We start from the raw sequence: 26,246 nt of genomic DNA, 5'->3' as shown, positions 1-26,246 counted from the left end.
TGCCTCAGCCCAATAACGGAGAACGCGCCAGAGGCCAGGGGTTGGCGGAAGGTAGCTTGGCCCATTCCAGAGCTACAGGTGCACCCTCGTTGTGCCAGGCACCGCGACACAACACATCCTCCAGCGTGCGCACATAGTCCATGTGCCCGCCCAGCGCGCGATAGTCGTCAAGCTTCATGCTGAATTCAATGGGAGCCACGATGGCCGGCGTGGGAACGGTTCCGAAACTGTTGTCCGGCATGCGCATGACATCGGCCATCACGGTGATCCCTCCACCGGGCCAGACGTAGGCAGGAGCCCCGCCACAGGTCACATTCACCAGGGAACTCTTGATGGCGCGCGTCAGCAAAACCGGATTTTCAGTGACACCGGCCCGCAGGCTGCCACCGGCTCCCGCAAGAAAGAGCACCGTCGCCAGCGAGGGCTCGCAGTTTTCACCGATACGCTCAACGACATGGCGCACTTCCGCCGGCATCTCTTGCTCCACGGGAACGAGCTCTTCATTGAGCACATACCAGCTTGCATGCTCACCGGTGGTGGACGTCATCAACAAGCGCAGGCCCGGCCAGGCGACATTACCGTCCCACGCCTCGATGATGGACAGGGGATCGGCGATATCCGTCCCACCCCAGCCCGTTCCAGGATTTGCCACCTGGAAATAGCGCCCCGGCGTGGACTTTCGTCCGCGCATCCGGATACCTGACGGGCGCATATCGAGACAACGCCCCGCCTGATGCTCGGTCAGCACACCGGTAATGTGGTCGTCGACCACCACCACCTCGTCAAGCTTGCCGAATAACTGCTTCGCAAAAATTCCGACCGTAGCCGACCCGCAACCCACGCGCATGCGTTCTTCCTCAACGCCATTCACGACAGGCGCACGGCCAGCCTGAATCAGTATCTGGGAACCGCCGTCAATCGTAAACTCCACGGCCTGCTTGTTGCCGAGCGCCTTCATCATTTCGACCGTGACACGGCCCTCTTTCTTGCTACCTCCCGTCAGGTGATGCACACCACCCAGGGACAGCATCTGCGAGCCATACTCGGCCGTCGTCACATGCCCGATTACCTCTCCCTTGCAGCGCACATTGGCCTGCTCGGCACCCAGGAAGCGGTCAGTGTCAATTTTTACCTTGAAGCTGCAATAGCTGAAAATTCCTTCCGTGACCACAGTGACCAGATCAACACCGGCCGCTTTCGATGAAACGATGAATGGTGCCGGCTTGTAGTCGGGATAAGTTGTTGATGAACCCACACCCGTGACAAACACTTCATCAGCCAGTAGAAGATCACCGCTCCATGGAACCGCTGATGCGCCATCCGTGCCACCGGACAGATCTTCTGGCGCGGGAAGTCTTGCATCTGTACGCCCCGCAAACGGCACAATATGCGTCCCTCCGACGGACAGCGTACGGCGCAACAACAACACCGGGTCGACCCGAACAAGCGTTCCGCCGTGGTTGGCATAGCGATCGCAGGCCCCGCTGCGCCCTTCGGATATCTGACATAGAACCGGGCAGGCATTGCACTCGATTTTCTCGCTATTCATTCGCTCGTTTCGCGGCCGGGCCTTTTCCAAAACCAGCGGAAACGTCAAGGCATCCATGCCAGGCAAGCCGTCCGTCTTTGTATGTTCAGTCATCGTGCTCGTCCTTCTGCCACTCTCACCATCTTGGGGCGAATTCACCAATGTAGTGCTCACTTAATTTACATGTTGCATTCACTACATACGAGATTCAATGTAGCGCATGCGGATTTCTCATGCAATAGTATTTACATGGCTGTCTTAAACTTATTTTAAAATGTTGTACACACTGAATTTAAATGTTGCGTTCACTACATTAATGTGGCACATTGCCTCCGTGGCGGCATCGTTTGGCCAGGGCATGCAAATACCTATCGAGACCGCGCAATGGAAAGATCGGCTCACAAGCCGGCAGATCATGAAACCATGAGACATCAACGCAGCCTCTCCAATTCATAACCATCACTCCCGAATAACACCATGAGCGCTTTCAATGAAGAAACTGTGCTGTCCGTCCATCACTGGACTGACCGCCTGTTTACCTTTACCACCACACGCGACACATCACTGCGCTTTAGCAACGGCCACTTCACCATGATCGGGTTAAGGGTCAACGACAAGCCTTTGCTGCGCGCCTACAGCATCGTGAGCCCCAATCATGAAGAGCATCTCGAATTCCTCAGCATCAAGGTCGCGGAAGGTCCCCTGACGTCACGGCTGCAGCACATCAAGGTCGGCGACAAAATCATCGTTGGACGCAAGCCAACCGGCACACTGGTAATTGATTACCTGCTGCCGGGCAAAAGGCTTTACCTGCTCTCGACCGGCACGGGCCTGGCGCCATTCATGAGCATCATCCGGGACCCGGAGACTTACGAACGGTTTGAGCAGATAGTGCTCGTCCATGGCGTGCGGCAGGCAGACGAGCTGGCCTATCACGACCTGGTTGTGGATCACTTGCCCCAACATGAGTTTCTCGGTGAGCTGATCTCCAGGCAGTTGCTGTACTACCCTACCGTTACGCGGGAGGCTTACCGCAACATGGGTCGCGTCACCGACCTGATCGAAAGCGGGAAGATGTTGGCCGACCTGCAGTTGCCGGCACTGGATCCGGCGCATGACCGTGTGATGATCTGCGGCAGCCCCGCCATGCTCAAGGACCTCAAACACATGCTCGAAGGCAAAGGCTTCATCGAAGGCAATACGTCCAAGCCGGGAGATTTCGTGATCGAACGCGCCTTTGCCGAACAATGAAGATGGCCCAGCGCTTGCTTTCAAATCATTGCATTTCCCCGGGAAGCCATCCATCACACCTTTTCGCTTGATCACGCATAAACCGCGACTGGACACCTCTACATGACAGCGAAGACGGCCAAAACCATCAAGCCGCGCACTGCCACAACCAAACGCACGATTGCCAAGCGGCCCGGCGTACGGGAGCAAGCCGCGCAGACCACGCGCGACAACATCCTGCGGGCAGCCACCCGCGTCTTCGCGCGCTATGGGTATGACGGCGGGAGCGTAGAGAAAATATCCAGGTCGGCCAAGTCATTCGACCGCATGATTTACTACTACTTCGGCAGCAAGGAAGGCTTGTTCATCGAAGTGTTGGAAGACATGTACCGCCGCATGAATGACGCCGAGCTCGAGTTGTCGCTGGACATCGAGCATCCCGTGGAATCCCTGACCGACGTGATTTGCTTCGTGGTGTCCTACTACAGCAAAAATCCGGAGTTCATCACGCTGCTCAATACGGAAAACCTGCACCGCGGCAAGCACATTGCCAAATCGCAACGCGCCCGGGATTACTCGTCTCCCGCCATCGCCATCATCCGGCAACTGCTGGAAAGCGGTGTGCGCAAGAAAATTTTCCGGGCAGACATCTCCGCCCGCAATGTCTACCTGCTGATTGCCGCCACCGGCTACTTCTATATCTCTAACCGCCACACGCTGTCAGCCTTCCTCGGCGAAGACCTGCAAACACCTGAGGCGCTGGCGCAATGGCAGGCCTTCATCATCAGCACCGTGCTGCGCACTGTCATGCTGAATCCTTGAGCTCAACCCCACGCATTTGAAAGGCCACCCATGGCAGAAGCGGCATCAAGCGGAAAATCAGGAAAGGTCGTCATCAGGAACATTGGCCTGCTGCTCTCCGGAGACATCGACCAGCCTATCCTGGACGCGGACACCATCGTTGTGAACGACGGTCTCATCGTAGCTATCGGAAAGGCCAAGGACTGTGACACGGCGCATGCGCAGACCGTGATTGACGCGCACCAGACTTGCGTGGCACCCGGTTTGATCGACAGCCATGTGCATCCGGTTTTCGGCGACTGGACGCCGCGCCAGAACCAGATCGGCTGGATTGACTCCACCATGCACGGCGGCGTCACCACCATGATTTCTGCCGGCGAGGTTCACCTGCCAGGGCGCCCCAAGGATATCGTGGGCCTCAAGGCGCTGGCCATAACCGCACAACGGGCATTCGACAACTTCCGCCCAGGCGGCGTCAAGGTACTTGCCGGTGCACCCATCATCGAAAAAGGGATGACCGAACAAGATTTCAAGGACCTTGCCGACGCCGGCGTAACCTTGCTCGGCGAGGTGGGCCTGGGTTCAGTCAAGGCGGGCTACGAAGCCAAAGAGATGGTGGGTTGGGCGAGGAAATACGGCATCCAGAGCACCATTCACACCGGTGGCCCTTCCATTCCCGGCTCAGGCCTGATTGACAAGGACGTGGTACTGGAAGCAGACGCCGATGTCATCGGCCATATCAATGGCGGTCATACGGCACTGTCGGAAGCACATGTTTGCGAACTCTGTGAGAAATCATCGCGCGCCATTGAAATTGTCCATAACGGCAATGAAAAAGTCGCAATTGCAGCCGCGCAGGCGGCGCTGCAGCTCAAGTGCCCGCATCGCGTCATCCTGGGTACCGACGGGCCGGCCGGGTCCGGTGTCCAGCCGCTGGGTGTGCTGCGCCTTATCGCCCTCCTTTCCAGCCTGGGCAATATCCCGGCGGAGCTGGTTTTTTGCTTTGCCACGGGTAACACCGCGCGCATTCGCAAACTCAATTGCGGTTTGATAGAAACAGGCCGTGATGCTGATCTGGTCTTCATGGACAAAGCCCAGCACTCAGCGGGGCTCAACCTGCTGGACAGTGTGCAACGCGGGGATATTCCCGGCGTTGGCATGGTGATGATTGACGGCCTGGTTCGCTGCGGCCGCAGCCGTAACACCCCGCCGGCCACGCAGATCCCCAGCATTGTTCCGGCCTGATACGCAGGCGCTTGCGACTTGCCATCGCGTTTTCCCCAGACACAATTGCGTCGAGCTAATCGACGGGCAATCCTCTGACGTCGATCTCAAAGACAGCCGACCGGATACTTCAACAAATATTCGATCCAAACAAAAAAGCCGGTTAGCGTTAGCTAACCGGCTATCTGTTGGTTTTATGGTCGGTGTGAAAGGATTCGAACCTTCGACCCCTTGCACCCCATGCAAGTGCGCTACCAGGCTGCGCCACACACCGACAAGCCTTTTATTATAGCGTGCCGAAAATGCTTCTCAGTGCCCGGCGCTGAGGAGATCACGAATTTCAAACAACTCGCGCCGTACCAATTGCAGTCGTTGCTGAGCCGCGCTGCCGCTGGGCAAATCCGCGCCCTCCGGCTCGCTGTCTTCGAAGTCCGAGTGGTCACTGGAATCCTCAAAATCCTCCAGCAGGGACTCACCGCCTTCCAGCACTTCTACGCCGTCAAGCATGACTTCACCATTACGGCGCTTGTCGCGTTCGGTCTGAACGATTTCCTGAAGCTTGTTGCGTGCGCCGCTGATGGTGAAGCCCTGGTCATAGAGCAAATCACGGATCCGGCGGATCATCAGCACCTCATGGTGCTGGTAGTAGCGGCGGTTGCCACGCCTTTTCATCGGGCGTAGTTGCGTGAACTCTTGCTCCCAATAACGGAGCACGTGAGGTTTGACGCCGCACAAATCACTGACTTCACCGATGGTGAAATAGCGTTTCGCGGGAATGGGTGGGAGCGTTTTCTCCAATTAAATCAATGCGCTAAGGAGGAAACCTCCAAATCTACTCTAAGTCGAAACTTAGCGCAAAGAGTTGCGCCGGTTTTTTGGGATGTGTTGTTCCGTCACACAGGTGACATTTAATTACAAACACCTACCCGGATACGTAAACCCGGCGGACGAAGCCACCGGGTTTAGTACTTATTCGGCAACAGTTTCGCCCTGGATCTGGTCTTTGAGCTTGTGGCTGGCATGAAATGTCACCACCCTGCGAGCCTCGATGGGAATGGCTTCTCCGGTGCGGGGGTTGCGGCCGGGGCGAGGTGCTTTGGTGCGAATCTGGAAATTGCCAAATCCGGAAATTTTCACGTCATTTCCGTCCACCAGGCTGTCCGAGATCAAGTCGAAAAACGCGTCAATCATGTCCTTTGATTCGCGTTTGTTGAGCCCGATCTGTTCAAACAGCAACTCGGCCAGATGCGCCTTTGTCAGCGCCGGGGTTTCCAGGCTTTCTACAGAAAAATCCATGCAACGGTACTCCTGGCGACTTTTATTGTGAGCGGTATTCGTGAAAGGTCAGGCCCGCAAGCGGGCACCCAACTGACCTTGCAGATTGTCGAGCACCGACTGAACGGCCGCCTCAATCTCCTCGTCTGTCAGTGTAGCGGCGCCGCTCGAAAGCACCAAGCGCACGGCCAGGCTTTTTTCGCCGAGCTGCATGCTCGCGCTTGCCTGCTGCGGCCGATAGACGTCAAACAGCGTTGCCCCCTTGAGCAGGCCTTTCGTATTGGCGCCATGGATGGCCGACATCAGCGCGGCATGGCTGACACCCTCCGCCACGATGACGGCGATATCACGCTCTACCGGCTGTAGCTTGCTGACCGGCTTGAACTCGGGCACCGGCCGTTGCAGCACGGCATCCAGTTCCAGCTCAAACAGGAGTGGCGCCTGGGCCAGGTCGTAGCCCTGGCGCCACTGCGGGTGCAGCTCGCCCACAAAGCCGATCGACTTGCCGCCTACAGACACGCTCGCGCAGCGGCCGGGGTGCATGGCGGGGTGCGCCGCAGGCGAAAAGACAGCCTGAAGCGGCGCGAGCAAAGCCTCCACGTCGCCCTTGATGTCGAAAAAATCCACCCCCTTGTCAGGCTGGCTCCAGTTCAGTGCCGCCCGCGGGCCATAGGCCAAGCCAGCCACACGCATGGGCTGGTTGAAGCCGGCCACGGTGGTATCGGTATTCCGGACATCTGCGTCACGCAGGAAAACGCGGCCCAGTTCAAACACGTTCACGCGGGGCGCCTTGCGATCCAGGTTGAACTTGAGCACCTGCAGGAGCGAGCCCAGCAACGAGGAACGCATCACGCTCATCTGGCTGGCGATGGGATTGAGCAGCTTGATGGGGTTGGGATTATCGGCAAGCTCATGCTCCCAGCGCTCTTCCACGAAGCTGAAGTTAATGGTTTCCTGGTAACCCAGTGACGCCAGGGCGCGACGCACGCCAAAGGGGCTGCGTTCGGCTTCAGCGCGCAACCTGGCGGTGATGGGGGCCAGCGGCGGCGTCTCGGGAAGCTGGTTGTAGCCCACCATGCGCACCACTTCTTCAATGAGATCTTCTTCAATCTGCAGATCAAAGCGGTAGCTGGGTGGTGTCACGGTCAACGTGCCCTCGCCCTGCGTCACCGGCAGGCCGAGGCGCTGGAGCGCATCGAGGCATTGAGCCTGTGTGAGCGGCATGCCGATCACCTTGGCTGCACGCGCCACCCGCAAAGTGACTGGCACCGCTTTGGGAACGTTAACCTGCTGGTCATCCATGGGGCCGCACACCGTTTCCGGTGTGCCGCAGATATCGATGATCAGTTGGGTGATGCGCTCGATGTGCTCGACGGTCTGCCCGGGATCAACGCCTCGCTCAAAACGGTGGCCTGCGTCGGTCGAGAAGTTATAACGGCGCGAGCGACCAGCGATGGCCTTGGGCCACCAGAAGGCGGCTTCGACGTAGACATGTTTCGTGTCGTCCGAGACGGCGGTCGCATCGCCGCCCATGATGCCGGCCAGCGACTCCACCTGCGCGTTGTCGGCAATCACGCCGACCTTTTCGTCAACCGTCACGGTATTGCCGTTAAGCAGCTTGAGCGTCTCGCCGGACTTGCCCCAGCGGACATCGAGCCCGCCATGGATTTTTTCGAGGTCAAAGATGTGCGAGGGACGGCCCAGCTCGAACATCACGTAGTTGGAGATGTCCACCAGCGCCGTCACGCTGCGCTGGCCGCAGCGCACCAGGCGATCGACCATCCATTGTGGTGTGGCAGCTTTCGTATTGACGTTGCGCACCACGCGGCCGGAAAAGCGGCCGCACAAATCGGGCGCGCTGATCTTCACCGGCAGTTTCGCGGTGTCGGCGGCAGCCACGGCGGGAATGGCCGGCGTCTTCAGCGGTGCACCCGTGAGCGCAGCGACTTCGCGCGCAACACCGTAGACGCTCAGGCAATGCGCCAGGTTGGGCGTGAGCTTGAGGGTGAACAGGGTGTCGTCGAGCTTCAAATGCTCGCGGATGTCCTGGCCCAGCGGCGCATCGGCCACCAGTTCGAGCAGGCCGCCGTGGTCTTCAGAGAGCTTGAGTTCGCGCGCCGAGCACAGCATGCCCTGGCTTTCCACGCCGCGCAGTTTGCCGACCTTGATCAGGAAGGGCTTGCCGTCTTCACCGGGAGGCAACTCGGCGCCGACCAGGGCACATGGCACCTTGATGCCGACGCGGGCGTTGGGCGCACCGCAAACGATGTTGAGCAGGCTGCCCTGCCCCACGTCGACCTGGCAGACGCGCAGGCGATCGGCATCCGGGTGTTGGACGGCTTCCTTGATTTCACCAACAACAATCCTGGTGAACGGAGGTGCCACCGGCTTGAGTTCTTCGACCTCCAGGCCGGCCATGGTGAGTGTGTCGGCGAGCTGCTGGGTCGTCAAAGGCGGGTTGCAGAATTCGCGCAACCAGGATTCTGGGAATTGCATGGTCTAACCTTGTTTTCTTGTTCTTGTTATTTCAGGACTGAAACTGGGAGAGGAAGCGGATGTCGCCGTCGAAGAAGAGACGCAGGTCGTTGACGCCGTAGCGCAGCATGGTCAGGCGGTCAGGGCCCATGCCGAAGGCAAAGCCGATGTATTTCTCGGGGTCCAGCCCCATGTTGCGCACCACATTCGGGTGCACCTGGCCAGAGCCGGCCACTTCCAGCCAGCGGCCGGCGAGCGGGCCGGTCTGGAACTGGATGTCGATCTCGGCGCTGGGTTCCGTGAACGGGAAAAAGCTGGGGCGAAAGCGCAGCACCAGGTCATCGCTTTCGAAGAAAGTACGGCAGAAATCAGTGAAGACGAATTTGAGATCCTTGAAGCTTACGTTCTCGCCTATCCACAGGCCTTCGCACTGGTGAAACATGGGCGAGTGCGTGGCATCGCTGTCGACACGGTAGGTGCGACCCGGTGCGATGACGCGTATCTCGGGCATACGGCCGCCTGCGTCGATGAGCGCGCGGTGCTTCTTGACATGCTGGACCGCATAGCGGATCTGCATGGGGCTGGTGTGGGTGCGCAGGAGATTGGGCGCGGCCTCGGTGCCGCCCTCGACATAAAACGTGTCATGCATCGAACGCGCTGGATGGTCTTCGGGCGTATTGAGCGCAGTGAAATTGAACCAGTCCGTCTCGATTTCAGGGCCTTGGGCCACATCGAAACCCATCGAGCCAAAAATACCTTCAATGCGCTCCAGCGTCAGTGACACCGGATGCAAGCCGCCCTGCGTGCGCTGACGGCCGGGCAGGCTCACGTCGAGCGCTTCCGCCTTGAGCTGCTTTTGCAGTTCGGCGTCGGCCAGCGCCTGCCGGCGCTCGGTCAACGCGGTTTCAATCGCCTGTTTGGCGAGGTTGATAGCGGCGCCACGGGACTTCTTCTCTTCGACGCTGAGCGCTGCCATGCCTTTCATCAACTCCGTGACGCGGCCGGTTTTTCCCAGGAACTGCGCCTTGGCGTTTTCCAGGTCGGCGGGCGTGTTCGCCTGCGTAAAACTGGCCTGGGCGCTGCTAACCAGTTCTTGGAGGGCATCGGGTTGAGTCATACGTTCTCTTGTTCGAAATACAAAACAGCGAAGGCGCTTTCAGCAGCACTTCTGTTCCGTGAGTACTGCAGTAAGGGCCATGAAAAAGGGCCAGAGCCTTTTCAAGCCCCAGCCCTTTATTTTCGTGCGCAAGCAGCTATTGATTTAATAGCACCAACACTGCCCGGCTTGAAAATCAGGCAGCCAGCTTGGCTTTCACCTGTTCAACGATGGCGCCGAAAGCAGCGCTGTCATGAATGGCCATGTCGGACAGAACCTTGCGGTCGATCTCGATACCGGCTTTCTTCAGGCCGTTAGCAAACTGGCTGTAGGTCAAGCCGAAGGAACGGCTTGCAGCGTTGATACGGGCGATCCACAACTGGCGGAACACGCGTTTCTTGGTACGGCGGTCACGGTAGGCATATTGCCCAGCCTTCATTACCGCTTCTTTGGCGATACGGAAGACATTGCCGCGGCGGCCGCGGAAACCTTTTGCAAGGGCTAAAACTTTTTTGTGGCGGGCGCGAGCCGTTACACCACGTTTGACGCGAGGCATGTGTGTACTCCTTGTTCGTCGTTAATTAAATGCCCTGGCCTGGGAGCATCTGTGCCATGTGACCCATATTGGTCTCATGAACAGTCACCGCACCACGCAGATGGCGTTTGTTTTTGGTGGTCTTCTTGGTCAGGATGTGACGTTTGAAGGCTTGGCCGCGCTTGACGGTACCACCCGGACGAACGCGGAAACGCTTTTTAGCGCCGCTCTTGGTCTTCATTTTGGGCATGTAAATGCTCCTTTTCATTTGTGCTCGTGAGGCGCTGCGAACCTTCCGCAGACTTGATGGCCCCGAGACACTTGTTAAGCGGGAAATCTTGCGACTTCCCGCTGCTCGCAAAAGGTTTGACCCTTCTGCTTTTGGAAAGCCGGCTTGCACCTGCTTTCACCGGAACGCCGCAAAGCGCCCCTTATCTTTACCCTCTGCTCGCCAGCCTCAGGCTGCGGACGGTGCCGGGGCCGTCTCGGCTGCCGGTTTGGCAGCACCCGGCTTTTTACGGCCCGGCGCGATCATCATGACCATCTGCCTGCCTTCAAGCTTGGGGAACTGCTCCACCACAATCAAATCGGCCAACTCATCACGAATACGCGCCAGCAGGGCCAAGCCCAGTTCCTGGTGCGTGATTTCGCGACCACGAAAACGCAAGGTAATCTTGCATTTGTCGCCTTCTTCCAAAAAGCGCTTGATATTGCGCAGTTTGATGTTGTAGTCCCCATCGTCAGTGCCGGGCCGGAATTTGATTTCCTTGATCTCGATCACTTTTTGCTTGGACTTCGCTTCCGCCGCCTTCTTCTGCTCGGCGTACTTGAACTTGCCGTAATCCATCAACCGGCACACCGGTGGAACCGCTGTGGGGGAGATTTCGACGAGGTCCACATCGGCCTCACCCGCAAGGCGCAAAGCCTCGGTGATGCTGACAATGCCCAGCGGCTCATTGTCTGGCCCGCTCAGACGTACTTCAGGGGCCATGATTTCACGGTTCAAGCGATGCTTGCGTTCTTCACGGTGACGGCGGTCACGAAATTCAGTAGCGATGGTTCTATCCTTTAACTCTTGCTATAAAAGCTATAGCTGCTTGCGCCCGTCCTGTAAGGACGACAGGCCAAATTCATCAACAATTTTGTTAAAAATCAGGCTTTTTTCGCGATGTCGGAAGCGATCGTTTCAGCGAAGGCTTCGAGAGGCATCACTCCAAGGTCTTTGTTACCCCGGGCGCGCACTGCAACGGCACCTGCCGCTTTCTCCTTGTCGCCTACGACAAGGATATACGGCAGCTTTTTCATCGAGTGCTCCCGTATTTTATACGTAATTTTCTCGTTGCGCAGGTCCAGATTGACCCTAAGCCCTTGATTTTGCAGTGTTTTGGCAACTTCCCGGGCATATTCAGCCTGGGAATCGGTGATATTGAGGACCGAAACCTGCTCGGGGGCCAGCCAGACTGGTAGCGCGCCGGCGTGTTCCTCGATCAAAATCCCGATAAAACGCTCCAGGCTGCCCACAATCGCGCGGTGCAGCATTACAGGCCGGTGACGGTTACCGTCTTCGCCCACATATTCGGCATCCAGCCGCTCCGGCATGGAGAAATCGACCTGCATGGTGCCGCATTGCCACTGGCGGCCGATGGCGTCTTTGAGCGTGTATTCGATCTTCGGGCCGTAAAAAGCGCCGTCGCCGGGGGCGATTTCAAATTCGCAGCCGGACGCGCGCAGGCTTTCCATCAGCGCATGCTCAGCCTTGTCCCAGCTTTCGTCCGAGCCGATGCGAGCCTCGGGGCGCGTGGCGACCTTGTAGATGATGTTCTTGAAGCCGAAATCTGTGTACACCTTCTGCAGCAAGGTCGTGTAGTCCACGCATTCCTTCAGGATCTGATCTTCGGTGCAGAAGATATGGCCGTCGTCCTGCGTGAAGCCGCGCACGCGCATGATGCCGTGCAACCCGCCCGAAGGCTCGTTGCGGTGGCACTGGCCGAACTCGCCGTAGCGCAGCGGCAGGTCGCGGTAGCTTTTAATGCCCTGCTTGAAGATCAGGATATGGCCGGGGCAGTTCATGGGCTTGAGCGCATATTCGCGCTTTTCGCTCTCGGTCGTGAACATGTTGTCACGGTACTTGTCCCAATGGCCGGTTTTTTCCCACAGCGTCTTGTCGATGATCTGGGGGCCCTTGACCTCCTGGTAGCCGTTGTCCTGGTAGACCTTGCGCATGTACTGCTCGACGCCCTGCCAGACCGTCCAGCCTTTGGGGTGCCAGAACACCAGGCCGGGCGCATGGTCGTCGATGTGAAACAGGTCCAGTTCCTTGCCGAGCTTGCGGTGGTCGCGCTTTTCAGCCTCCTCCAGCATCGTGAGGTACTGCTGGAGTTCGTCCTTCGTGGCCCAGGCCGTGCCGTAAACGCGCTGCAGCATTTCATTGCGGTGATCGCCGCGCCAGTAGGCACCGGCCACCTTCATGAGCTTGAAGAACTTCAGCTTGCCCGTGCTGGGCACGTGGGGGCCGCGGCACAGGTCTTCAAAAGCACCTTCGCGGTAGAGCGACACATCCTCATTGGCGGGAATGCTCGCAATGATTTCCGCCTTGTAATGCTCGCCTATGCTCTTGAAATGCGCCACGGCTTCATCGCGTGGCAGCACACGGCGGGTCACCGGCTCGTCCCTGGCGGCAAGCTCGGTCATGCGCTTTTCGATCGCCACCAGGTCTTCCGGCGTGAAGGGGCGCTTGTAGGAGAAATCGTAGAAAAACCCGTTTTCAATCACCGGGCCTATGGTGACCTGCGCATCCGGGAACAGTTCCTTGACGGCGTAGGCCAGCAAGTGGGCTGTCGAGTGACGGATCATGTCCAGTCCATCGGCGTCCTTGGCTGTGATGATGGAAACCGAGCTGTCCTTATCAATCAGATAGCTGGTGTCGACCACTTTGCCGTCAACTTTGCCGCCTAGGGCCGCTTTGGCCAGGCCGGTGCCGATTGAGGCAGCGACTTCGGCCACCGTAATGGCCTGGGGGTATTCGCGCTTGGAAGCATCGGGGAGCGTGATTTGAATCATGGGAATAACTTCTATAAGCAGGCTGAAATCAGAAAAAACAAAAAAGCGCGGAACCTGCCGCGCTTTGATAGGGGGATATGGATTTAAGCTATGAAATCAGTAGCTAACAATCACCAAGGGGTGCGGACTAGCGCCCTGGATGACTCCAGAAAACGGACGAGGGCGTAGTTCGCGGTGTCATAACCCGAACGATCCTTCCTGTTTCCAGCTTGATTGATTGCATGCGGCTATTTTACGGCAGCTTGCAGATGGCTCGCCGGCCACCTGTTCGCCTCGCGCCACAAAGTCCTATTGAGGCGAAGCCGGCGGCAAAAATCCCAGGCCAAGGCAACGCGGACATTCGGTAATCACCGTTTGTTTTTCGACTTCAAAATGCTCATTGATGTTTTCGCTTTCAATGCGCAGTTCGCCGGTGCCATTGCAATCGGGACAGGGAACACGCTTGAAACCCACGGTTAATTCCGACACGGCAACCTCCTCCTGTTAATGATGCACATCTTGTGTTTTATGTAACAAACTGCACTCTACGCTAAAAAACGCCCGTAAAAAAGCCCGGACAGGCCCTAGGTCCTGTCCAGGCTGAAAAGCTGCGCTTCAAGGGCGCAAGCGTCTGGGTAATCGTCGGTCAGGTGAGATCAGTGGAACTGCTCTTCTTCGGTAGAGCCGGTCAGTGCGGTCACGCTGGATTTGCCGCCCTGAATGGCGGTGGTCACTTCATCGAAGTACCCAGTGCCAACTTCCTGCTGGTGCGACACAAAGGTGTAGCCGCGGTCACGTGCTGCGAATTCGGGCTCCTGCACCTTCTCGATGTAAGCCGTCATGCCGCGCTTGACGTAGTCTTGCGACAGGTCGTACATGTTGTACCACATGGAGTGAATGCCAGCCAACGTGATGAACTGGTACTTGTATCCCATGGCGCCGAGCTCGCGCTGGAACTTGGCGATGGTGGCATCGTCGAGGTTTTTCTTCCAATTGAAAGACGGCGAGCAGTTGTAGGCCAGCATCTTGCCTGGGTGAACCTTGTGCACGGCATCGGCGAATTTCTTTGCGAAGTCGAGGTCAGGCGTGCCGGTTTCGCACCACACCAGGTCGGCGTAGTGGGCATAGGCGTTAGCGCGGGCGACAGCCTGCTCCAGACCCTTGCGCGTCTTGTAGAAGCCTTCGGCGGTACGCTCACCCGTCAGGAAAGGTTTGTCGATCTCGTCGTAGTCGGAAGTCAGCAAATCGGCGGCTTCGGCATCGGTACGGGCAATCACCAGCGTGGGCACGCCGCAGACGTCGGCCGCCATACGCGCGGCAATCAGCTTCTGGCAGGACTCGCGGGTGGGCAGCAAGACCTTGCCGCCCATGTGGCCGCACTTCTTGACGGAAGCCAATTGGTCTTCCCAGTGCACGCCGCCGGCGCCGGACTTGATCATGGCCTTCATCAGTTCGAAGGCATTCAGAACACCACCGAAACCGGCTTCGGCATCCGCCACGATGGGTGCGAAGTAGTCGATGTAGTCTTTGTCGCCGGCATCAATGCCTTTGGAGTGCTGGATTTCGTCCGCACGGCGGAAGGTGTTGTTGATGGTTTCAACGACCTTGGGCACCGAGTCCACCGGGTACAGGGACTGGTCCGGGTACATGGCGGAGTAGCTGTTGTTGTCGGCAGCAACTTGCCAGCCCGACAGATAGATGGCTTTGACGCCGGCCTTGACCTGCTGCATGGCCTGGCCGCCTGTCAGGGCACCGAGGCAGTTGACGTAGGGCTCGTTGTGCAGCAGATCCCACAGTTTTTCGGCGCCGCGGCGGGCCAGCGTGTGCTCGATCGGGAAGGATCCGCGCAGGCGCACCACGTCGGCGGCGCTGTAGCCGCGCTTGATGCCTTTCCAGCGCGGGTTGGTGGCCCAGTCTTTTTCCAGGGCGGAAATTTGCTGGTCGCGGCTCAATTGTTCGGTCAGGGTTTGCGGCATGGTGGGCTCCGTAGGTTGAAAAAAAGAAATGGCGAATTCGATGGATCAACTTTAAGTCTTCTACAAGACCTTATGAAGCTCTTATGTCTTATATAAGACAAAAATAAAATTCAATAAAATCAACGATATTTATTTAACTTATCGTAATATAAAATTCTATCTCTCATATTGAGAAATAATTTTGCACTGCAGCATTTGTTGATTCCACATTACGGAATCAATTTATTGAATGATGAAATGTGAAGGGCGGCTTGCATCGGTGGTCAGCGCGCACATCAGCCCCTGCCTCCTCTCAGGGTCCTGAAGCCCTTTGCGAACGACTCAGCTGGCGCCGCCGGTTCGATGCAACACCCAGTCGCCCAGCGTAATCACCGGTTTGCCGTGAATCCGTTCGGGGGCGATCTCATAGAGGAAACACACCAGTTCCCGCGCGCGCTCCGGTTGACCAGACCCGGATACCGGCTCAAGTTGCACCGCCACTTCGCGCTTGGTGTATTCACCGGTCTGCTGCGGCCAGACCTCCTCGATTTCATCCAGCACACGCTCCAGCTCGGGCGCCACCGCATACACCTCTCCCTGCACGGTTCCCGGTCCGGTCAGCGTCAGGCCCGGATAGCTACCCAGATGGTGCATCACGCCTGCCACGCTGGCGCGCCCTATCCAGCGGGGTGGCGGCTGCAAATGGTTGATGTCGCGCTGCTCACCCTTGCGCAGGGTGCCGTAAACAAAAACATAACGGACAGGAGATTGAGGCATTGTTTGAGTGTCGTCGCCAGAGAGTCGTCATCGGATTGTGGGCTGTCCAGGCTGCGTGTAACCGGCAATGCCCCACTGAAATTAAGGCATGATTTCAACCTCTGCCAGGCCGTTCCCGGCCGGTACAAACGCAGGCCCCGCACTGGCCCGCACCACAGGAGTCTCCAGTTTAATGAACCGAATCGTGGCTTACGCCTGCCTGGCGCTCAGCATGTCGCTCGTTGGCAGCTACGTAGCGCTTTCCAAACCCCTCGTCATCGCCTTCCCCGTCTTTTTGCTGGCCTGGCTGCGTTTTGGCATCGGTGGCAGCGCCATGCTGCACTGGCTGAAAAAACCGGCAGGCGAAGTCCCCATGAGCCGGCAAACCGGCCGACTGCTGTTCCTCGAATCCTTTCTGGGCAATTTCCTGTTTTCCATCTGCATGCTGTTTGGCGTGAGCATGACCAGCGCGGTTGCGGCCGGTGTGATCATGGCGTCCATTCCGGCAGCCGTTGCGCTGATGAGCTGGCTCTTCCTGCGGGAACGCATCGGTGCGCGCGTATGGGGCGCTATAGCCTGCGCAGTGGTCGGCATTGGCCTTGTTTCGCTATCAAAAAATGAGCTGGTTGCGCCCGTCAGCATTGGCCCGGAGGCCGATTTGGCACACAGAAATGCCTGGCTGGGCAATTTGCTGCTGGTGGGCGCGGTTTTATGCGAGGCGGCCTACGCCGTGATCGGCAAGAAGCTGACCGGCGTACTCAGCCCCAAACGCATCACCGCACTGATCAACCTCTGGGGCTTTGCCCTCGTCACCCCTTTCGGCCTCTGGATGGCCTGGGGATTTGACTTTGGCAAGGTGGCGCCCTCCGCCTGGCTGTTGCTGCTGTTTTATTCGCTCGCGGCCAGCGTATGGACGGTCTGGCTCTGGATGACAGGGCTCAGGAAGATTCCGGCGAACCAGGCCGGCGTTTTCACCGTATTGCTGCCGGTCAGCGCCGCAGCGGTCGGCGTCATTGTTCTGGGAGAAAAGCTCAATGGCACCCAGATCGGTGCTTTTGCCATCGCGCTGACCGGCGTCGTGCTGGCTACTTTGCCCGGGCGGGGTCCGGGAAAGCCTGTTCCGGTCGAGCCGCCGCACTGATTTCGCGGTCCAGCCGTTTTTGCCGGCGCATCACGGAGATGCTGTAGGCAATGATGCCCAACGACACCACCGTGATCAAAATCGTGGCCGCTGCGTAAATCGACGGGTTCACACCGCGGCGGGCGTAGCTGAAGATCACCTGCGGCAAGGTCGTCACGCCGGGCCCCGACAAGAATTCGGAGATCACGACGTCGTCAAACGACAGTGTGAAGGTGAGCAGCCAGGCCGATACCAACGCCGGCGCAATGCTGGGCAAAGTCACCAGAAAGAACACCTGCACAGGCCGGCAACCCAGGTCCATGGCGGCTTCTTCCAGGGTGCGGTCCATTTCGCTGAGCCGCGACTGGATGACCACCGTGGCGTAGGCCATGCCGAGCAAGGTGTGCCCCGTCACGATGGTGATGAAACCCCGGTCCGGCCAGCCGATGGCGCGCTGCACCGCCACCATCAGCAGCAGCAGGGCCAGACCGATGATGACCTCGGGCATGACCAGGGGCGCATTGACCAACCCGTAGAACAGCGTACGCCCGGTAAAGCGCAAATAGCGAACCAGTACAAAGGCAGCGAAGCTGCCGAGCACCACCGACAGCGTGCCGGTGATCAGCGCCACCTTGAGCGACAGAAAAAATCCTTCCACCAACCGGGAGTCCGACAGCAGCGCCTCATACCAGCGCGTTGAAAAGCCGGTGAAAACACCGTCTTGCCGGGTACTGTTGAAAGAAAAGACGATGAGAAAGATGAGCGGAATGTACAGGAACAGGTATACCAGGCCCATCCAGATCCGGCCGACGTTGTTCTCAAAAAACCGGAGGATTGGTCTCAACACGTTTTTCATGTCAATGCCGTCCTTGCGCATCGCGGTCGCTGCTGGAGCGGTAGTAAAACGCCAGCGGCACCAGGATCAGGAGGATCATCACGACAGCCAGCGCGGATGCGCGCGGCCAGTTGTTGCTGCTGAACATCTCGTCCCACACCACGCGGCCGATCATGATATTTTCAGCGCCCCCAAGCAGCGACGGAATCACGAACTCGCCGACGCTGGGGATGAAAACCAGCATCGAACCGGCGATGATCCCGGACTTGCTGAGTGGAACAGTGATCAGCCAGAAAGCCTTCCAGGCGCTGGCGCCCAGATCATGGGCAGCCTCCAGCAGACGAAAATCCATCTTCACCAGGTTGGCGTAAAGCGGCAGGATCATGAAGGGGCAGTACACATAGGTCATACCGACCAGCATGGAAACGTCGGTGTAGAGCATCACCATCGGCTCCTGGATGATGCCCAGCGATAGCAGCAGGTTATTGAGCACGCCCTGATCGGCCAGGATGCCCTTCCACGCATAGACCCGCAGCAGGAAAGACGTCCAGAACGGCAACATGACCATCATCAGCAAGGCCGGGCGAATCGCCGGCCGCGAGCGCGCGATGAAGTAGGCAAACGGATAGCCGATCACCAGGCAAGACAGCGTGGTGAGCAAGGCGTACTTCAGCGAGGTCTTGTAAGCCTCCATGTAGATGGTGTTGCCAAAACCGCCTGCCGTATCGGCCGCCTTGTCGATGAAGATGGACGCATAGTTGTTGTAGCGCAGCATGACGTGCCAGGACCCCTGCACCGTCTCGATCAGCGGCGCGAAGGGATCCACGCCATTGCCCATGTCCGTGACACTGATCCGCAACAGGATCAGGAAAGGCAACACAAAGAACAGCAGCAACCAGACATAAGGCACGCCGATCACGAAGCGCCGCCCCAGGTTGAGTTGAAGCCAGGAATGAATTTTCATCGCGGTAGTGAGATAGCTTGGCGTCGCAGCAGCAGCTTATTGAGTCAGCACCACGGGCGCCGAATCGTCCCACCAGAAGAACACCGCGTCTTCCCAGGTGATCAGGGAGCTCTCGTGGCGCGTGGTGTTGGTCTCGGTGATTTTCACCCTGCGACCGCCCGGCATTTCCACAATGAAGGTGTTGTAGCTGCCGAAGTAAGCGATCTCCCGCACCTTGCCGGTGAACAGGTTGACGTTCACCTCAGGACGGGTCTTGGCAATGTGAATCTTCTCCGGCCGCACCGCGATGGCCACCGACATCCCCAGCGTGCCGCTGATGCCGTGGCCCACGTTCACCACGCCCTGCTCCGTCGTGACTTCACAGCGGTCCGCCTCGTCCAGCGTGAGCTCGCCTTCAAACATGTTGACGTTGCCGATGAAGTCGGCCACAAACCGGCAATTGGGGTGCTCGTAAATTTCCTTTGGCGTGCCGACCTGCAGGACGCGGCCGTGGCTCATGACGGCAATGCGGGAAGCCATGGCCATGGCCTCTTCCTGGTCGTGGGTCACCATCACGCAGGTGACGCCCACGGATTCAAGAATGTTGACCAGTTCGAACTGGGTGCGTTCGCGCAGCTTCTTGTCGAGCGCGCCCAGCGGCTCATCGAGCAGCAGCAACTGGGGCCGCTTGGCCAGGCTGCGCGCCAGGGCCACACGTTGCTGCTGGCCGCCTGAGAGCTGGTGCGGCTTGCGTTTGGCAAAGGTCTCCAGCTGGACCAGCTTGAGCATCTCCTGCACACGCGCCTCGATCTCACCCTTGGGCATGCCTTCGCGCTTGAGTCCGAAGGCAATGTTGTCCCACACCGTCAGATGGGGAAAGAGCGCGTACGACTGGAACATCATGTTGATGGGCCGTTCGTAAGGCGGAAAAGAGGCGATGTCCACACCGTCCAGGATCACCGAGCCTTCGGTCGGTTTTTCAAAACCCGCCAGCATGCGCAGCAAGGTCGACTTGCCGCAACCCGAGCTCCCGAGCAGCGCGAAGATTTCGCCCTTGTGAATCGACAGGGACACATCGTCCACCGCCGCCACGCCATCAAAGCGCTTGACCAGCTGCTCAGTCCGCAAAAATCCGTCACCGGCCGGGAGGGGTAGATTCATGAACAGGGGTTCTCACCAAGAAAAAAGCTGCGCACACAAAGCATTGCATGCACAGCCGGATTCACACTGAAATCAGCGCTTGCCAGAGATCAGTAAAACGTCACTTGCCTTTTTTGAAGGCCGTGAACACATTGCTCATGGATTCACGCGCTTCGTTGCTGAAGCTGGCCGGAGACACCATTTTCTTCAGATTGTCCGCATCGGGAAATACCGCCTTGTCCTTGGCGATCTCTGGCTTGACGTTGGCCAGGCTGGCCTTGTTGGCGGTGGCGTAACCCAGCTCGTTGGTCAGAGATGCAGATACCTCGGGACGCAGCGAGTAGTTGATGAAGGCCAGCGCGTTGTTCGGGTGCTTGGCATCCTTCGGAATGGCCAGCGTGTCAAAGAAGATCAGGCCGCCGGTGCTCGGCAACAGGGCCTCGACGTCATTGCCGCTCTTGTTTTCAAGGGCTCGGGCACGGGCGATGTTGATGTCGCCGGCCCAGGCCAGTGCCACGCAGGCCTTGCCGCCGGCCAGGTCGTCAATCATGGTGCTGGAGAACATGCGGATGTGCGGACGCACCTTGGCCAGCATTTCGGCCGCAGCCTTGTGGTCGGCCGGGTCGTTCGAATAGGCGTTTTTGCCCAGGTAATGCATGGCGGGCGGCAGCACTTCGGTTGGCGAGTCGAGGTAGGCAATACCGCAGGATTTGAGCTTGGCGGTGTAGACCGGGTTGAACACCAGGTCCCATGCGTTTTCAGGCATGGGGGTGGAGCCCAGCGCCTTGGTCACCTTGGCCTTGTTGATGCCGACCGTGGTGAAGCTCCAGGCCCAGGGGACGAGGTAGGCGTTACCCGGGTCGATGGTGCCCAGCTTTTCCATGATGGCGGGGTCGAGGTTGCCGTAGTTGGCGACCTTGGACTTGTCGAGCTTGGAGAGCAGGCCGCCGTCGATTTGCGGCTTGGCGAATACAGCGCCGGGCACCACGATGTCGTAGCCGGTGTTGCCTGCCACCAGCTTGGCATGCAGGGCTTCGTTGTTTTCAAAGGTCTGGTAGTTGACCTTGATGCCGGTTTCTTTTTCGAAGTTGGCGATCATGTCCTTGGCGACATAGTCAGGCCAGTTGTAGACATTGAGCACCTTTTCTTCGGCGGGGGCAGCGGCGGGTGCGCTGGCTGCGGGAGCCGGAGTGGCCGCGACAGGCGCCTCCTCTTTTTTACCGCAACCGGCCAGCATAGCTGCCAGGATGGTTGAAATCGCCAGATAGCCAAGATGCTTTTTCATAATGTCCGTAACTCCTCTTAAAACTTGGAAGTAAAAACCAGGAAACTCAAGCAAAAATCAGACCGGAGCAATTGTATAAGAGGGCTAGGGCCTGTCATCATATAAATCGCCCCCGCGCTGGGGCTGCAAGGGGCGCAGCGCTAGGCGCAGGCCCTTGACCGGGGTATCCCCCGGTCAAGGGCTGCAACAACGCGAGGCGCCCCTTGCAGCCCCAGCCCTACGGGTGGCACCCGGAAAAGGCCGCACTCGTCGTTGCGAAGCCTCACCGGGGGCCTACCCCGGCTTCATTTCGCGCCTAGATTGCGACCTTTTCCGGGTGCCACACAGCGGCGATTTATATGATGACAGGCCCTAGAGCCGCGGGAACTTTTTCTCCCCGGGGCCTGCCTCCACGGCAGCCCGGCATCTGGGCCAATTCGCCTACAGCCAGATACGCCCAAGGACGGCTGCCCAAATGGCTCGCGCTGCATACGCTAAGGGCAATTCCCTTACTTTCAGCTCAGGAGAAACCCATGGGACTTACCCAATGGTTAGGCCAGGCCGCCATGAAGCCCTTTGCCCGCGCGCTGCCCGCCATGGGCGACACCGAGCGGGCAGCGCTGGAGGCGGGCACGGTCGGGTTCGAAGGCCGGCTGTTCTCGGGAACACCCCATTTTGATGCCCTGCTGGCCGCTGGACCCAATGTACTGAGCGCCAAAGAGCAGGCCTTCCTGGACAACGAGGTCACGGCATTGTGCGCACTGCTGGACGATTTCGCCATCGACCAGGCCGGCGACCTGCCAGCCGAGGTCTGGGCTTTCATGCGCGGCAGGCGCTTCTTCGGAATGATCATTCCCGAGGAATGGGGTGGCCTCGGGTTCAGCCACTACGCCCATGCCACGGTAGTGACGCGTATCGCCACACTCAATATTTCTGCCGCCGTGACCGTCATGGTGCCGAATTCGCTGGGCCCGGCCGAACTGCTGCTGCGCTATGGCACAGCGGCACAAAAAGAGCACTACCTGCCACGCCTGGCCGATGGCCGCGACCTGCCCTGCTTCGGACTGACCTCGCCTTATGCGGGCTCCGATGCCGCGTCCATCCCTGACCGCGGCGTTGTCACCGAGCGCGAGATCGACGGCGTCATGGTGCGCGGCTTCAGTGTGGATTTCTCCAAGCGCTACATCACGCTGGCGCCCATCGCCACCGTGGTCGGCCTGGCCTTCAACGCGGTGGACGAAACCCTGCCTGAAGGCCAGCGCAACCTGGGCATCACCTGCGCGCTGATTCCCGTGCCGCAACCGGGCATGCAGATCGGCAGGCGGCACCGGCCGATGGACGCCGCCTTCATGAATGGCCCCATCGAAGGCCGTGAAGTCTTCATCCCCATGGACTGGATCATCGGCGGCGAGCAGCAGGTCGGCCAGGGCTGGCGCATGCTGATGGAATGCCTGGCCGCAGGACGCGCCATCTCATTGCCTGCGCTGGGCTCGGCCATGCAGCAAACGGCTCTTTTCGTCGCCAACGGTTACGGCCAGGTGCGGGAGCAGTTCGGGCTTCCCATCGGCCGCTTCGACGCCATTGCCGGCGTGATTGCGGAGATGGCCTGCGAGCTCTATGCGACGGACGCCGCACGCCGCTACACCGCTGCCGTGCTCGACAAAGGAGAGCAGCCCAGCGTGGCCAGCGCCATCCTGAAAGTGCACCTGACCGAAGCTGGGCGGCGCGCCGTCAGCCACGGCATGGACATTCTGGGCGGGAAAGGCATCATCCAGGGCCCGTCCAACCTGCTGTCGGTGGCCTACCGCGGTGCGCCCATCGCCATCACCGTCGAGGGCGCCAACATCCTCACCCGTTCCCTGATCATTTTTGGACAAGGCGCGGTGCGCTGCCACCCCTACGTGATGAAGGAAATGCAAGCCGTGCAGGGCAACGATGCGCAGGCGCTGGGGGAAGCGCTGATCGGCCATGGCGGACACGTGCTGCGTAACTTCTGGCACAGCATCGCCGGCGCACCCTTGCGAGGCTCGCCCCCCGCGGGCCTGGAAAAAGAAGCCCGACTCATCGCCCGCTTGAGCAGCCAGTACGCATTGACCTGCGACCTGGCCATGGGCTTGCTGGGCGGCAAGCTCAAACGCATGGAGTTGCTGTCGGCAAGGCTGGGCGATGTGCTGGCCCATCTCTACATGGCCAGCGCCTGCCTTTGGCGCTATGCCTTCGACAAGGATACGACCATGCTGCAGGTCGCGCAGGCGGCCATTCGCGTGCAGCTCGATGAAGCCGGCAATACGCTGGAGGCCCTCTACGCCAACTTTCCTTCGCCGCTAAGGCGTGTAGTGGGTGCGCTGGTGCTGAACCGCAGCACACGCCTGGCACCGCTTCGGGATGTTCAGTTGCTGGAGCTGGCCAAACTTCTGCGAACCCACCCCGTCGTGGTGAAACGCTTGTGCCCTGACTTGGCAACGCCTACCAGCGGCGGGCTGCGCGACCTGATGGACGCGCTCGATCTGGCAACGCAGCTCGGCGAAGAAACCGTGGCGCTGAACAAGGCCGTGCGCAGCAATCAGTCCATGGAGCACGCCGCGCAAGCCTCAAGCCGCCCGAACCTGGCGTTGGCTTATTTGCGCGCCGCCGACAAGGTGATCCAGGTCGACGACTTTGCGCCTTAGAACCTGTTCTTAAGCCGCGGCCCGGGTAAACAATCCCTTGTACTGCTCACGCAGCAAATTCTTCTGTACCTTGCCCATGGTGTTGCGCGGCAACTCGTTGACCACAAAGCAGTGCTTGGGAATCTTGAAGTTGGCCAGCTTCGATTTCAGTTCGCCCACAATCCTGCTTCCCTCGAGCACGACGCCCGGCTTGGCGATCACGACGGCCACGCCGACCTCGCCGAAATCCGGGTGCGGCACACCGACCAGCGCGCTTTCGGCCACGCCGGGCATGTCGTTGATGTAGCCTTCAATTTCGGCGGGATAGACGTTGTAACCGCCGCTGATGATGAGGTCTTTGCTGCGGCCCACGATGACGATGTAGCCGCGCTCGTCGATCTTGCCCACGTCGCCGGTCTTGAAGTAGCCGTCTGCGGTGAACTCTTCTTTTGTCTTCTCCGGCATGCGCCAATAGCCCTTGAAAATATTCGGGCCCTTGACCTGGATGCCGCCGATCTCACCGGCCGGCAATGACTCGCCGCCTTCGTCCTGCACTCGCAGGCTGACACCGGGTAACGCAAAGCCCACCGTACCGCCGCGCCGCTCGGCACCCTTGTAAGGGTTGGACGTGAGCATCACGGTTTCCGACATGCCGTAGCGTTCCAGAATGGTGTGGCCGGTGCGCTCTTTCCACTCGTTGAAGGTCTCGATCAGCAAAGGCGCCGACCCCGCCACAAAGAGCCGCATGTTGCGGCAGGCTTCGCGGGTCAGCCCCGGCTCGGCCAGCAGGCGCACATACAGCGTGGGAACGCCCATGAACACCGTGGCTTGGGGCAGCCTTTTCACCACCAGCTTGGGGTCGAATTTGGCCAGCCAGATCATCTTGCTGCCGTTGATGAGCGCACCGTGAATGGCAACAAAGAGTCCGTGCACATGAAAAATCGGCAGGGCATGGATCAGCACATCGCCTTTTTTCCAGCCCCAGGCATCTTTGAGCACCAGCGCATTGCTCAACATGTTTCCGTGCGAAAGCATGGCGCCCTTGCTGCGGCCGGTGGTACCACTGGTGTAGAGGATGGCGGCCAGGTCGTCCGCCCGCCGTGTCACCACTTCATGCTGGTCGCTGCAATGCGCCGCACGGTCCAGCAGCGAGCCTGTGCGGTCATCGTCCAGTGTGAACACGTTCTGCGTGCCGGCCTTGAAGGCGATCTTGCTGACCCAGCCAAAATTCTTGCTGCTGCAGACCATCACGGACGGCTCCGCGTTGTCGATGAAGTATTCGATCTCGGCGCTTTGGTAGGCAGTGTTGAGCGGCAAAAACACATAGCCGGCGCGCAGCGTCGCCAGGTAAAGCATCATGGCTTCCACCGACTTCTCGACCTGCACCGCCACCCTGGCCCCTTCAGGTAACCCCAGCGAGGCCAGCAGGTTGGCCATCATCGCAGTGCCGCGTTCGAGGTCGCGCCACGAATAGCAGAGGCCGTTGTCAGTTTCGACGGCGACTTCATTGAGCGAAGAAGGAAATGCGGCTCGAAGCGCTGCAAACAGGTTATGGTTTTTCATGGGTCAGGCTGGCTATGGTTGGAATGTCGGCCGCCCGGCGATCAAACCGGGGCAGGCGTTTTTCAGTGAAAGCGGCAATACCTTCGCGGTGCTCGGCAGAAGGGGCATAACGGTAGGCTGTTGCTATCAAATCAGTAGCTGGTTGCGCTGATCCAGTGGGCGCCAGAGCCCTGAATGCCTGTTTATTCAGGCGCGCGGCGCCAGGCGCAAGGGCACAGGTGCGATCCACGCACGCCATGACCAGGGCCTCGACGTCCTGGCCTGGCGCAACCTGGTTGAGAAAGCCGCGCTGCTTCATCTCGGCGGCCCCCAGAACGGCAGCCGAAAGCAACATCTCCCGAGCGGTCAGCTCTCCGGCGGCACGCATCACCAGCGCAGCCTCGCGCGGCGCCATCGGGAAGCCGAGCTTCGCGATGGGCGCACCGAACTTTGCCGTATCGCCGGCAATGCGGATGTCGCAGCAGCAGGCAATCTCGACGCCGGCGCCCATACAGTTGCCTTCGATCTGCGCGACGATGGGGACGTCGCAGTCCAGCATGGCCTGCAAGCCGCCCCATACATCGTCTTCATGAAACGCGCGCAGGCCCGCTTCTTCAAAGCGAAAGCCGGCGTATTCGGAGATGTCGCCGCCCGCGCAAAACTGCCCGCCCTCTCCCCGCACCAGCACGCAACACAACGCTGCGCTTTGCTGGATGCGCTCAAACGCCGCGCGCAACTCGCGCCACATGGCGCGAGACATGGCGTTGAGCTTGCCGGGATGGGACAGCGTCACAAAGGCAACGGGGCCTTTCACTTCCAGTAAAACGACACCGGTCATCA

The 26,246-nt window shown here is 59.2% G+C and carries 23 protein-coding genes and 1 tRNA gene; 5 read left to right on the top strand and 19 right to left on the bottom strand.

All coding sequences use genetic code 11. The annotated features are described in order from the left end of the window. Nucleotides 1–4: 4 nt before the first annotated feature. Entirely contained in the window at nt 5–1,642 is a 1,638-nt protein-coding gene (locus AC1D13_RS08750; RefSeq protein WP_457280353.1) for a 6-hydroxynicotinate reductase, read from the bottom strand. 363 nt (nt 1,643–2,005) lie between these two features. On the opposite strand from AC1D13_RS08750, the gene AC1D13_RS08745 reads away from it, so the two are divergent. The 3 genes from AC1D13_RS08745 (at nt 2,006) to AC1D13_RS08735 (ending at nt 4,804) form a co-directional block, all read left to right on the top strand. Next, on the top strand, nt 2,006–2,779 hold the full coding sequence (locus AC1D13_RS08745) for a ferredoxin--NADP reductase (protein ID WP_457280352.1): 774 nt from the start codon (nt 2,006–2,008) through the stop codon (nt 2,777–2,779). 102 nt (nt 2,780–2,881) lie between these two features. Beyond that, complete coding sequence (locus AC1D13_RS08740; RefSeq protein ID WP_457280351.1) at nt 2,882–3,580, top strand: TetR family transcriptional regulator; 699 nt, start codon at nt 2,882–2,884, stop codon at nt 3,578–3,580. Between the two features lie 30 nt (nt 3,581–3,610). Next, a complete protein-coding gene (locus tag AC1D13_RS08735) occupies nt 3,611–4,804 on the top strand; it encodes an amidohydrolase family protein (RefSeq protein WP_457280350.1) in 1,194 nt (397 codons plus the stop codon). Between the two features lie 176 nt (nt 4,805–4,980). Here AC1D13_RS08735 and AC1D13_RS08730 read toward each other — a convergent pair. The 12 genes from AC1D13_RS08730 to AC1D13_RS08675 all read right to left on the bottom strand — a co-directional run bounded on the left by AC1D13_RS08730 (nt 4,981) and on the right by AC1D13_RS08675 (nt 15,935). Further along, a tRNA-Pro gene (locus AC1D13_RS08730) sits at nt 4,981–5,057 on the bottom strand. A gap of 35 nt (nt 5,058–5,092) precedes the next feature. After that, nucleotides 5,093–5,581: a MerR family transcriptional regulator gene (locus tag AC1D13_RS08725; protein ID WP_457280349.1), complete on the bottom strand. Its 489-nt coding sequence runs from the start codon at nt 5,579–5,581 to the stop codon at nt 5,093–5,095. 171 nt (nt 5,582–5,752) lie between these two features. After that, the gene (locus tag AC1D13_RS08720) at nt 5,753–6,079 is read right to left on the bottom strand and encodes an integration host factor subunit alpha (RefSeq protein WP_457280348.1); all 327 of its coding nucleotides are present in this window, start codon (nt 6,077–6,079) and stop codon (nt 5,753–5,755) included. Between the two features lie 48 nt (nt 6,080–6,127). After that, nucleotides 6,128–8,554: a phenylalanine--tRNA ligase subunit beta gene (pheT, locus tag AC1D13_RS08715; RefSeq protein ID WP_477689365.1), complete on the bottom strand. Its 2,427-nt coding sequence runs from the start codon at nt 8,552–8,554 to the stop codon at nt 6,128–6,130. Nucleotides 8,555–8,585: 31 nt separating this feature from the next. Further along, the gene (pheS, locus tag AC1D13_RS08710) at nt 8,586–9,650 is read right to left on the bottom strand and encodes a phenylalanine--tRNA ligase subunit alpha (RefSeq protein ID WP_457280346.1); all 1,065 of its coding nucleotides are present in this window, start codon (nt 9,648–9,650) and stop codon (nt 8,586–8,588) included. 175 nt (nt 9,651–9,825) lie between these two features. Beyond that, nucleotides 9,826–10,185 carry a 50S ribosomal protein L20 gene (rplT, locus tag AC1D13_RS08705; RefSeq protein ID WP_348046678.1) on the bottom strand — a complete coding sequence of 120 codons (360 nt, stop codon included), beginning with the start codon at nt 10,183–10,185 and terminating at the stop codon, nt 9,826–9,828. A 25-nt stretch (nt 10,186–10,210) separates the two neighbouring features. After that, nucleotides 10,211–10,414 (bottom strand): 50S ribosomal protein L35, encoded by a 204-nt coding sequence (gene rpmI / locus AC1D13_RS08700; RefSeq protein WP_007870723.1) that lies wholly within the window; start codon nt 10,412–10,414, stop codon nt 10,211–10,213. Nucleotides 10,415–10,621: 207 nt separating this feature from the next. Continuing rightward, complete coding sequence (infC, locus tag AC1D13_RS08695; RefSeq protein WP_457280968.1) at nt 10,622–11,221, bottom strand: translation initiation factor IF-3; 600 nt, start codon at nt 11,219–11,221, stop codon at nt 10,622–10,624. Nucleotides 11,222–11,316: 95 nt separating this feature from the next. Beyond that, nucleotides 11,317–13,224 carry a threonine--tRNA ligase gene (thrS, locus tag AC1D13_RS08690; protein ID WP_457280345.1) on the bottom strand — a complete coding sequence of 636 codons (1,908 nt, stop codon included), beginning with the start codon at nt 13,222–13,224 and terminating at the stop codon, nt 11,317–11,319. Nucleotides 13,225–13,512: 288 nt separating this feature from the next. Further along, a complete protein-coding gene (locus tag AC1D13_RS08685; protein ID WP_431095808.1) occupies nt 13,513–13,692 on the bottom strand; it encodes a hypothetical protein in 180 nt (59 codons plus the stop codon). 167 nt (nt 13,693–13,859) lie between these two features. After that, nucleotides 13,860–15,179 carry an isocitrate lyase gene (gene aceA / locus AC1D13_RS08680; RefSeq protein ID WP_457280344.1) on the bottom strand — a complete coding sequence of 440 codons (1,320 nt, stop codon included), beginning with the start codon at nt 15,177–15,179 and terminating at the stop codon, nt 13,860–13,862. Between the two features lie 321 nt (nt 15,180–15,500). Beyond that, on the bottom strand, nt 15,501–15,935 hold the full coding sequence (locus tag AC1D13_RS08675; protein WP_457280343.1) for a gamma-glutamylcyclotransferase family protein: 435 nt from the start codon (nt 15,933–15,935) through the stop codon (nt 15,501–15,503). Between the two features lie 172 nt (nt 15,936–16,107). Between AC1D13_RS08675 and AC1D13_RS08670 the strand changes: the two genes are divergently transcribed. Beyond that, nucleotides 16,108–17,055, top strand: a complete 948-nt coding sequence (locus tag AC1D13_RS08670; RefSeq protein ID WP_477689364.1) for a DMT family transporter — start codon at nt 16,108–16,110, stop codon at nt 17,053–17,055. Here the strand turns inward: AC1D13_RS08670 and AC1D13_RS08665 are convergent. The 4 genes from AC1D13_RS08665 to AC1D13_RS08650 form a co-directional block, all read right to left on the bottom strand. Then, nucleotides 17,000–17,830, bottom strand: a complete 831-nt coding sequence (locus AC1D13_RS08665) for an ABC transporter permease (RefSeq protein ID WP_457280967.1) — start codon at nt 17,828–17,830, stop codon at nt 17,000–17,002. The genes AC1D13_RS08670 and AC1D13_RS08665 overlap by 56 nt on opposite strands. A gap of 61 nt (nt 17,831–17,891) precedes the next feature. Continuing rightward, nucleotides 17,892–18,833: an ABC transporter permease gene (locus tag AC1D13_RS08660; protein ID WP_457280341.1), complete on the bottom strand. Its 942-nt coding sequence runs from the start codon at nt 18,831–18,833 to the stop codon at nt 17,892–17,894. A 36-nt stretch (nt 18,834–18,869) separates the two neighbouring features. Then, the gene (locus AC1D13_RS08655) at nt 18,870–19,973 is read right to left on the bottom strand and encodes an ABC transporter ATP-binding protein (RefSeq protein ID WP_457280340.1); all 1,104 of its coding nucleotides are present in this window, start codon (nt 19,971–19,973) and stop codon (nt 18,870–18,872) included. Between the two features lie 100 nt (nt 19,974–20,073). Then, complete coding sequence (locus tag AC1D13_RS08650; protein ID WP_457280339.1) at nt 20,074–21,237, bottom strand: extracellular solute-binding protein; 1,164 nt, start codon at nt 21,235–21,237, stop codon at nt 20,074–20,076. A 512-nt stretch (nt 21,238–21,749) separates the two neighbouring features. On the opposite strand from AC1D13_RS08650, the gene AC1D13_RS08645 reads away from it, so the two are divergent. Further along, on the top strand, nt 21,750–23,885 hold the full coding sequence (locus AC1D13_RS08645; RefSeq protein WP_457280338.1) for an acyl-CoA dehydrogenase: 2,136 nt from the start codon (nt 21,750–21,752) through the stop codon (nt 23,883–23,885). A 9-nt stretch (nt 23,886–23,894) separates the two neighbouring features. On the opposite strand, the gene AC1D13_RS08640 is transcribed toward AC1D13_RS08645, so the two are convergent. After that, on the bottom strand, nt 23,895–25,427 hold the full coding sequence (locus AC1D13_RS08640) for a malonate--CoA ligase (protein WP_477665746.1): 1,533 nt from the start codon (nt 25,425–25,427) through the stop codon (nt 23,895–23,897). Then, nucleotides 25,414–26,244, bottom strand: coding sequence for an enoyl-CoA hydratase/isomerase family protein (locus AC1D13_RS08635; RefSeq protein WP_477665745.1), 831 nt, complete (start codon nt 26,242–26,244; stop codon nt 25,414–25,416). The genes AC1D13_RS08640 and AC1D13_RS08635 overlap by 14 nt, the downstream gene beginning before the upstream one ends. Between the last annotated feature and the right edge of the window lie 2 nt (nt 26,245–26,246).

This window comes from Polaromonas sp. P1_E12, assembly GCF_056405975.1.
Note: the sequence above shows the minus strand (reverse complement) of the source record. Positions and strands in the feature narration are given on the sequence as shown.

Bases quoted from the DNA above. Each gene is read 5' to 3' on its own strand.
- pheT (WP_477689365.1), bottom strand. From the start codon at position 8,554: ATGCAATTCCCAGAATCCTGGTTGCGCGAATTCTGCAACCCGCCTTTG.
- AC1D13_RS08635 (WP_477665745.1), bottom strand. From the start codon at position 26,244: ATGACCGGTGTCGTTTTACTGGAAGTGAAAGGCCCCGTTGCCTTTGTG.
- AC1D13_RS08660 (WP_457280341.1), bottom strand. From the start codon at position 18,833: ATGAAAATTCATTCCTGGCTTCAACTCAACCTGGGGCGGCGCTTCGTG.
- thrS (WP_457280345.1), bottom strand. From the start codon at position 13,224: ATGATTCAAATCACGCTCCCCGATGCTTCCAAGCGCGAATACCCCCAG.
- AC1D13_RS08655 (WP_457280340.1), bottom strand. From the start codon at position 19,973: ATGAATCTACCCCTCCCGGCCGGTGACGGATTTTTGCGGACTGAGCAG.
- AC1D13_RS08650 (WP_457280339.1), bottom strand. From the start codon at position 21,237: ATGAAAAAGCATCTTGGCTATCTGGCGATTTCAACCATCCTGGCAGCT.
- AC1D13_RS08670 (WP_477689364.1), top strand. From the start codon at position 16,108: ATGAACCGAATCGTGGCTTACGCCTGCCTGGCGCTCAGCATGTCGCTC.
- rplT (WP_348046678.1), bottom strand. From the start codon at position 10,185: ATGCCTCGCGTCAAACGTGGTGTAACGGCTCGCGCCCGCCACAAAAAA.
- AC1D13_RS08740 (WP_457280351.1), top strand. From the start codon at position 2,882: ATGACAGCGAAGACGGCCAAAACCATCAAGCCGCGCACTGCCACAACC.
- AC1D13_RS08675 (WP_457280343.1), bottom strand. From the start codon at position 15,935: ATGCCTCAATCTCCTGTCCGTTATGTTTTTGTTTACGGCACCCTGCGC.
- AC1D13_RS08720 (WP_457280348.1), bottom strand. From the start codon at position 6,079: ATGGATTTTTCTGTAGAAAGCCTGGAAACCCCGGCGCTGACAAAGGCG.
- rpmI (WP_007870723.1), bottom strand. From the start codon at position 10,414: ATGCCCAAAATGAAGACCAAGAGCGGCGCTAAAAAGCGTTTCCGCGTT.
- AC1D13_RS08745 (WP_457280352.1), top strand. From the start codon at position 2,006: ATGAGCGCTTTCAATGAAGAAACTGTGCTGTCCGTCCATCACTGGACT.
- pheS (WP_457280346.1), bottom strand. From the start codon at position 9,650: ATGACTCAACCCGATGCCCTCCAAGAACTGGTTAGCAGCGCCCAGGCC.
- AC1D13_RS08645 (WP_457280338.1), top strand. From the start codon at position 21,750: ATGGGACTTACCCAATGGTTAGGCCAGGCCGCCATGAAGCCCTTTGCC.
- AC1D13_RS08640 (WP_477665746.1), bottom strand. From the start codon at position 25,427: ATGAAAAACCATAACCTGTTTGCAGCGCTTCGAGCCGCATTTCCTTCT.
- AC1D13_RS08750 (WP_457280353.1), bottom strand. From the start codon at position 1,642: ATGACTGAACATACAAAGACGGACGGCTTGCCTGGCATGGATGCCTTG.
- AC1D13_RS08665 (WP_457280967.1), bottom strand. From the start codon at position 17,830: ATGGGCCTGGTATACCTGTTCCTGTACATTCCGCTCATCTTTCTCATC.
- AC1D13_RS08735 (WP_457280350.1), top strand. From the start codon at position 3,611: ATGGCAGAAGCGGCATCAAGCGGAAAATCAGGAAAGGTCGTCATCAGG.
- aceA (WP_457280344.1), bottom strand. From the start codon at position 15,179: ATGCCGCAAACCCTGACCGAACAATTGAGCCGCGACCAGCAAATTTCC.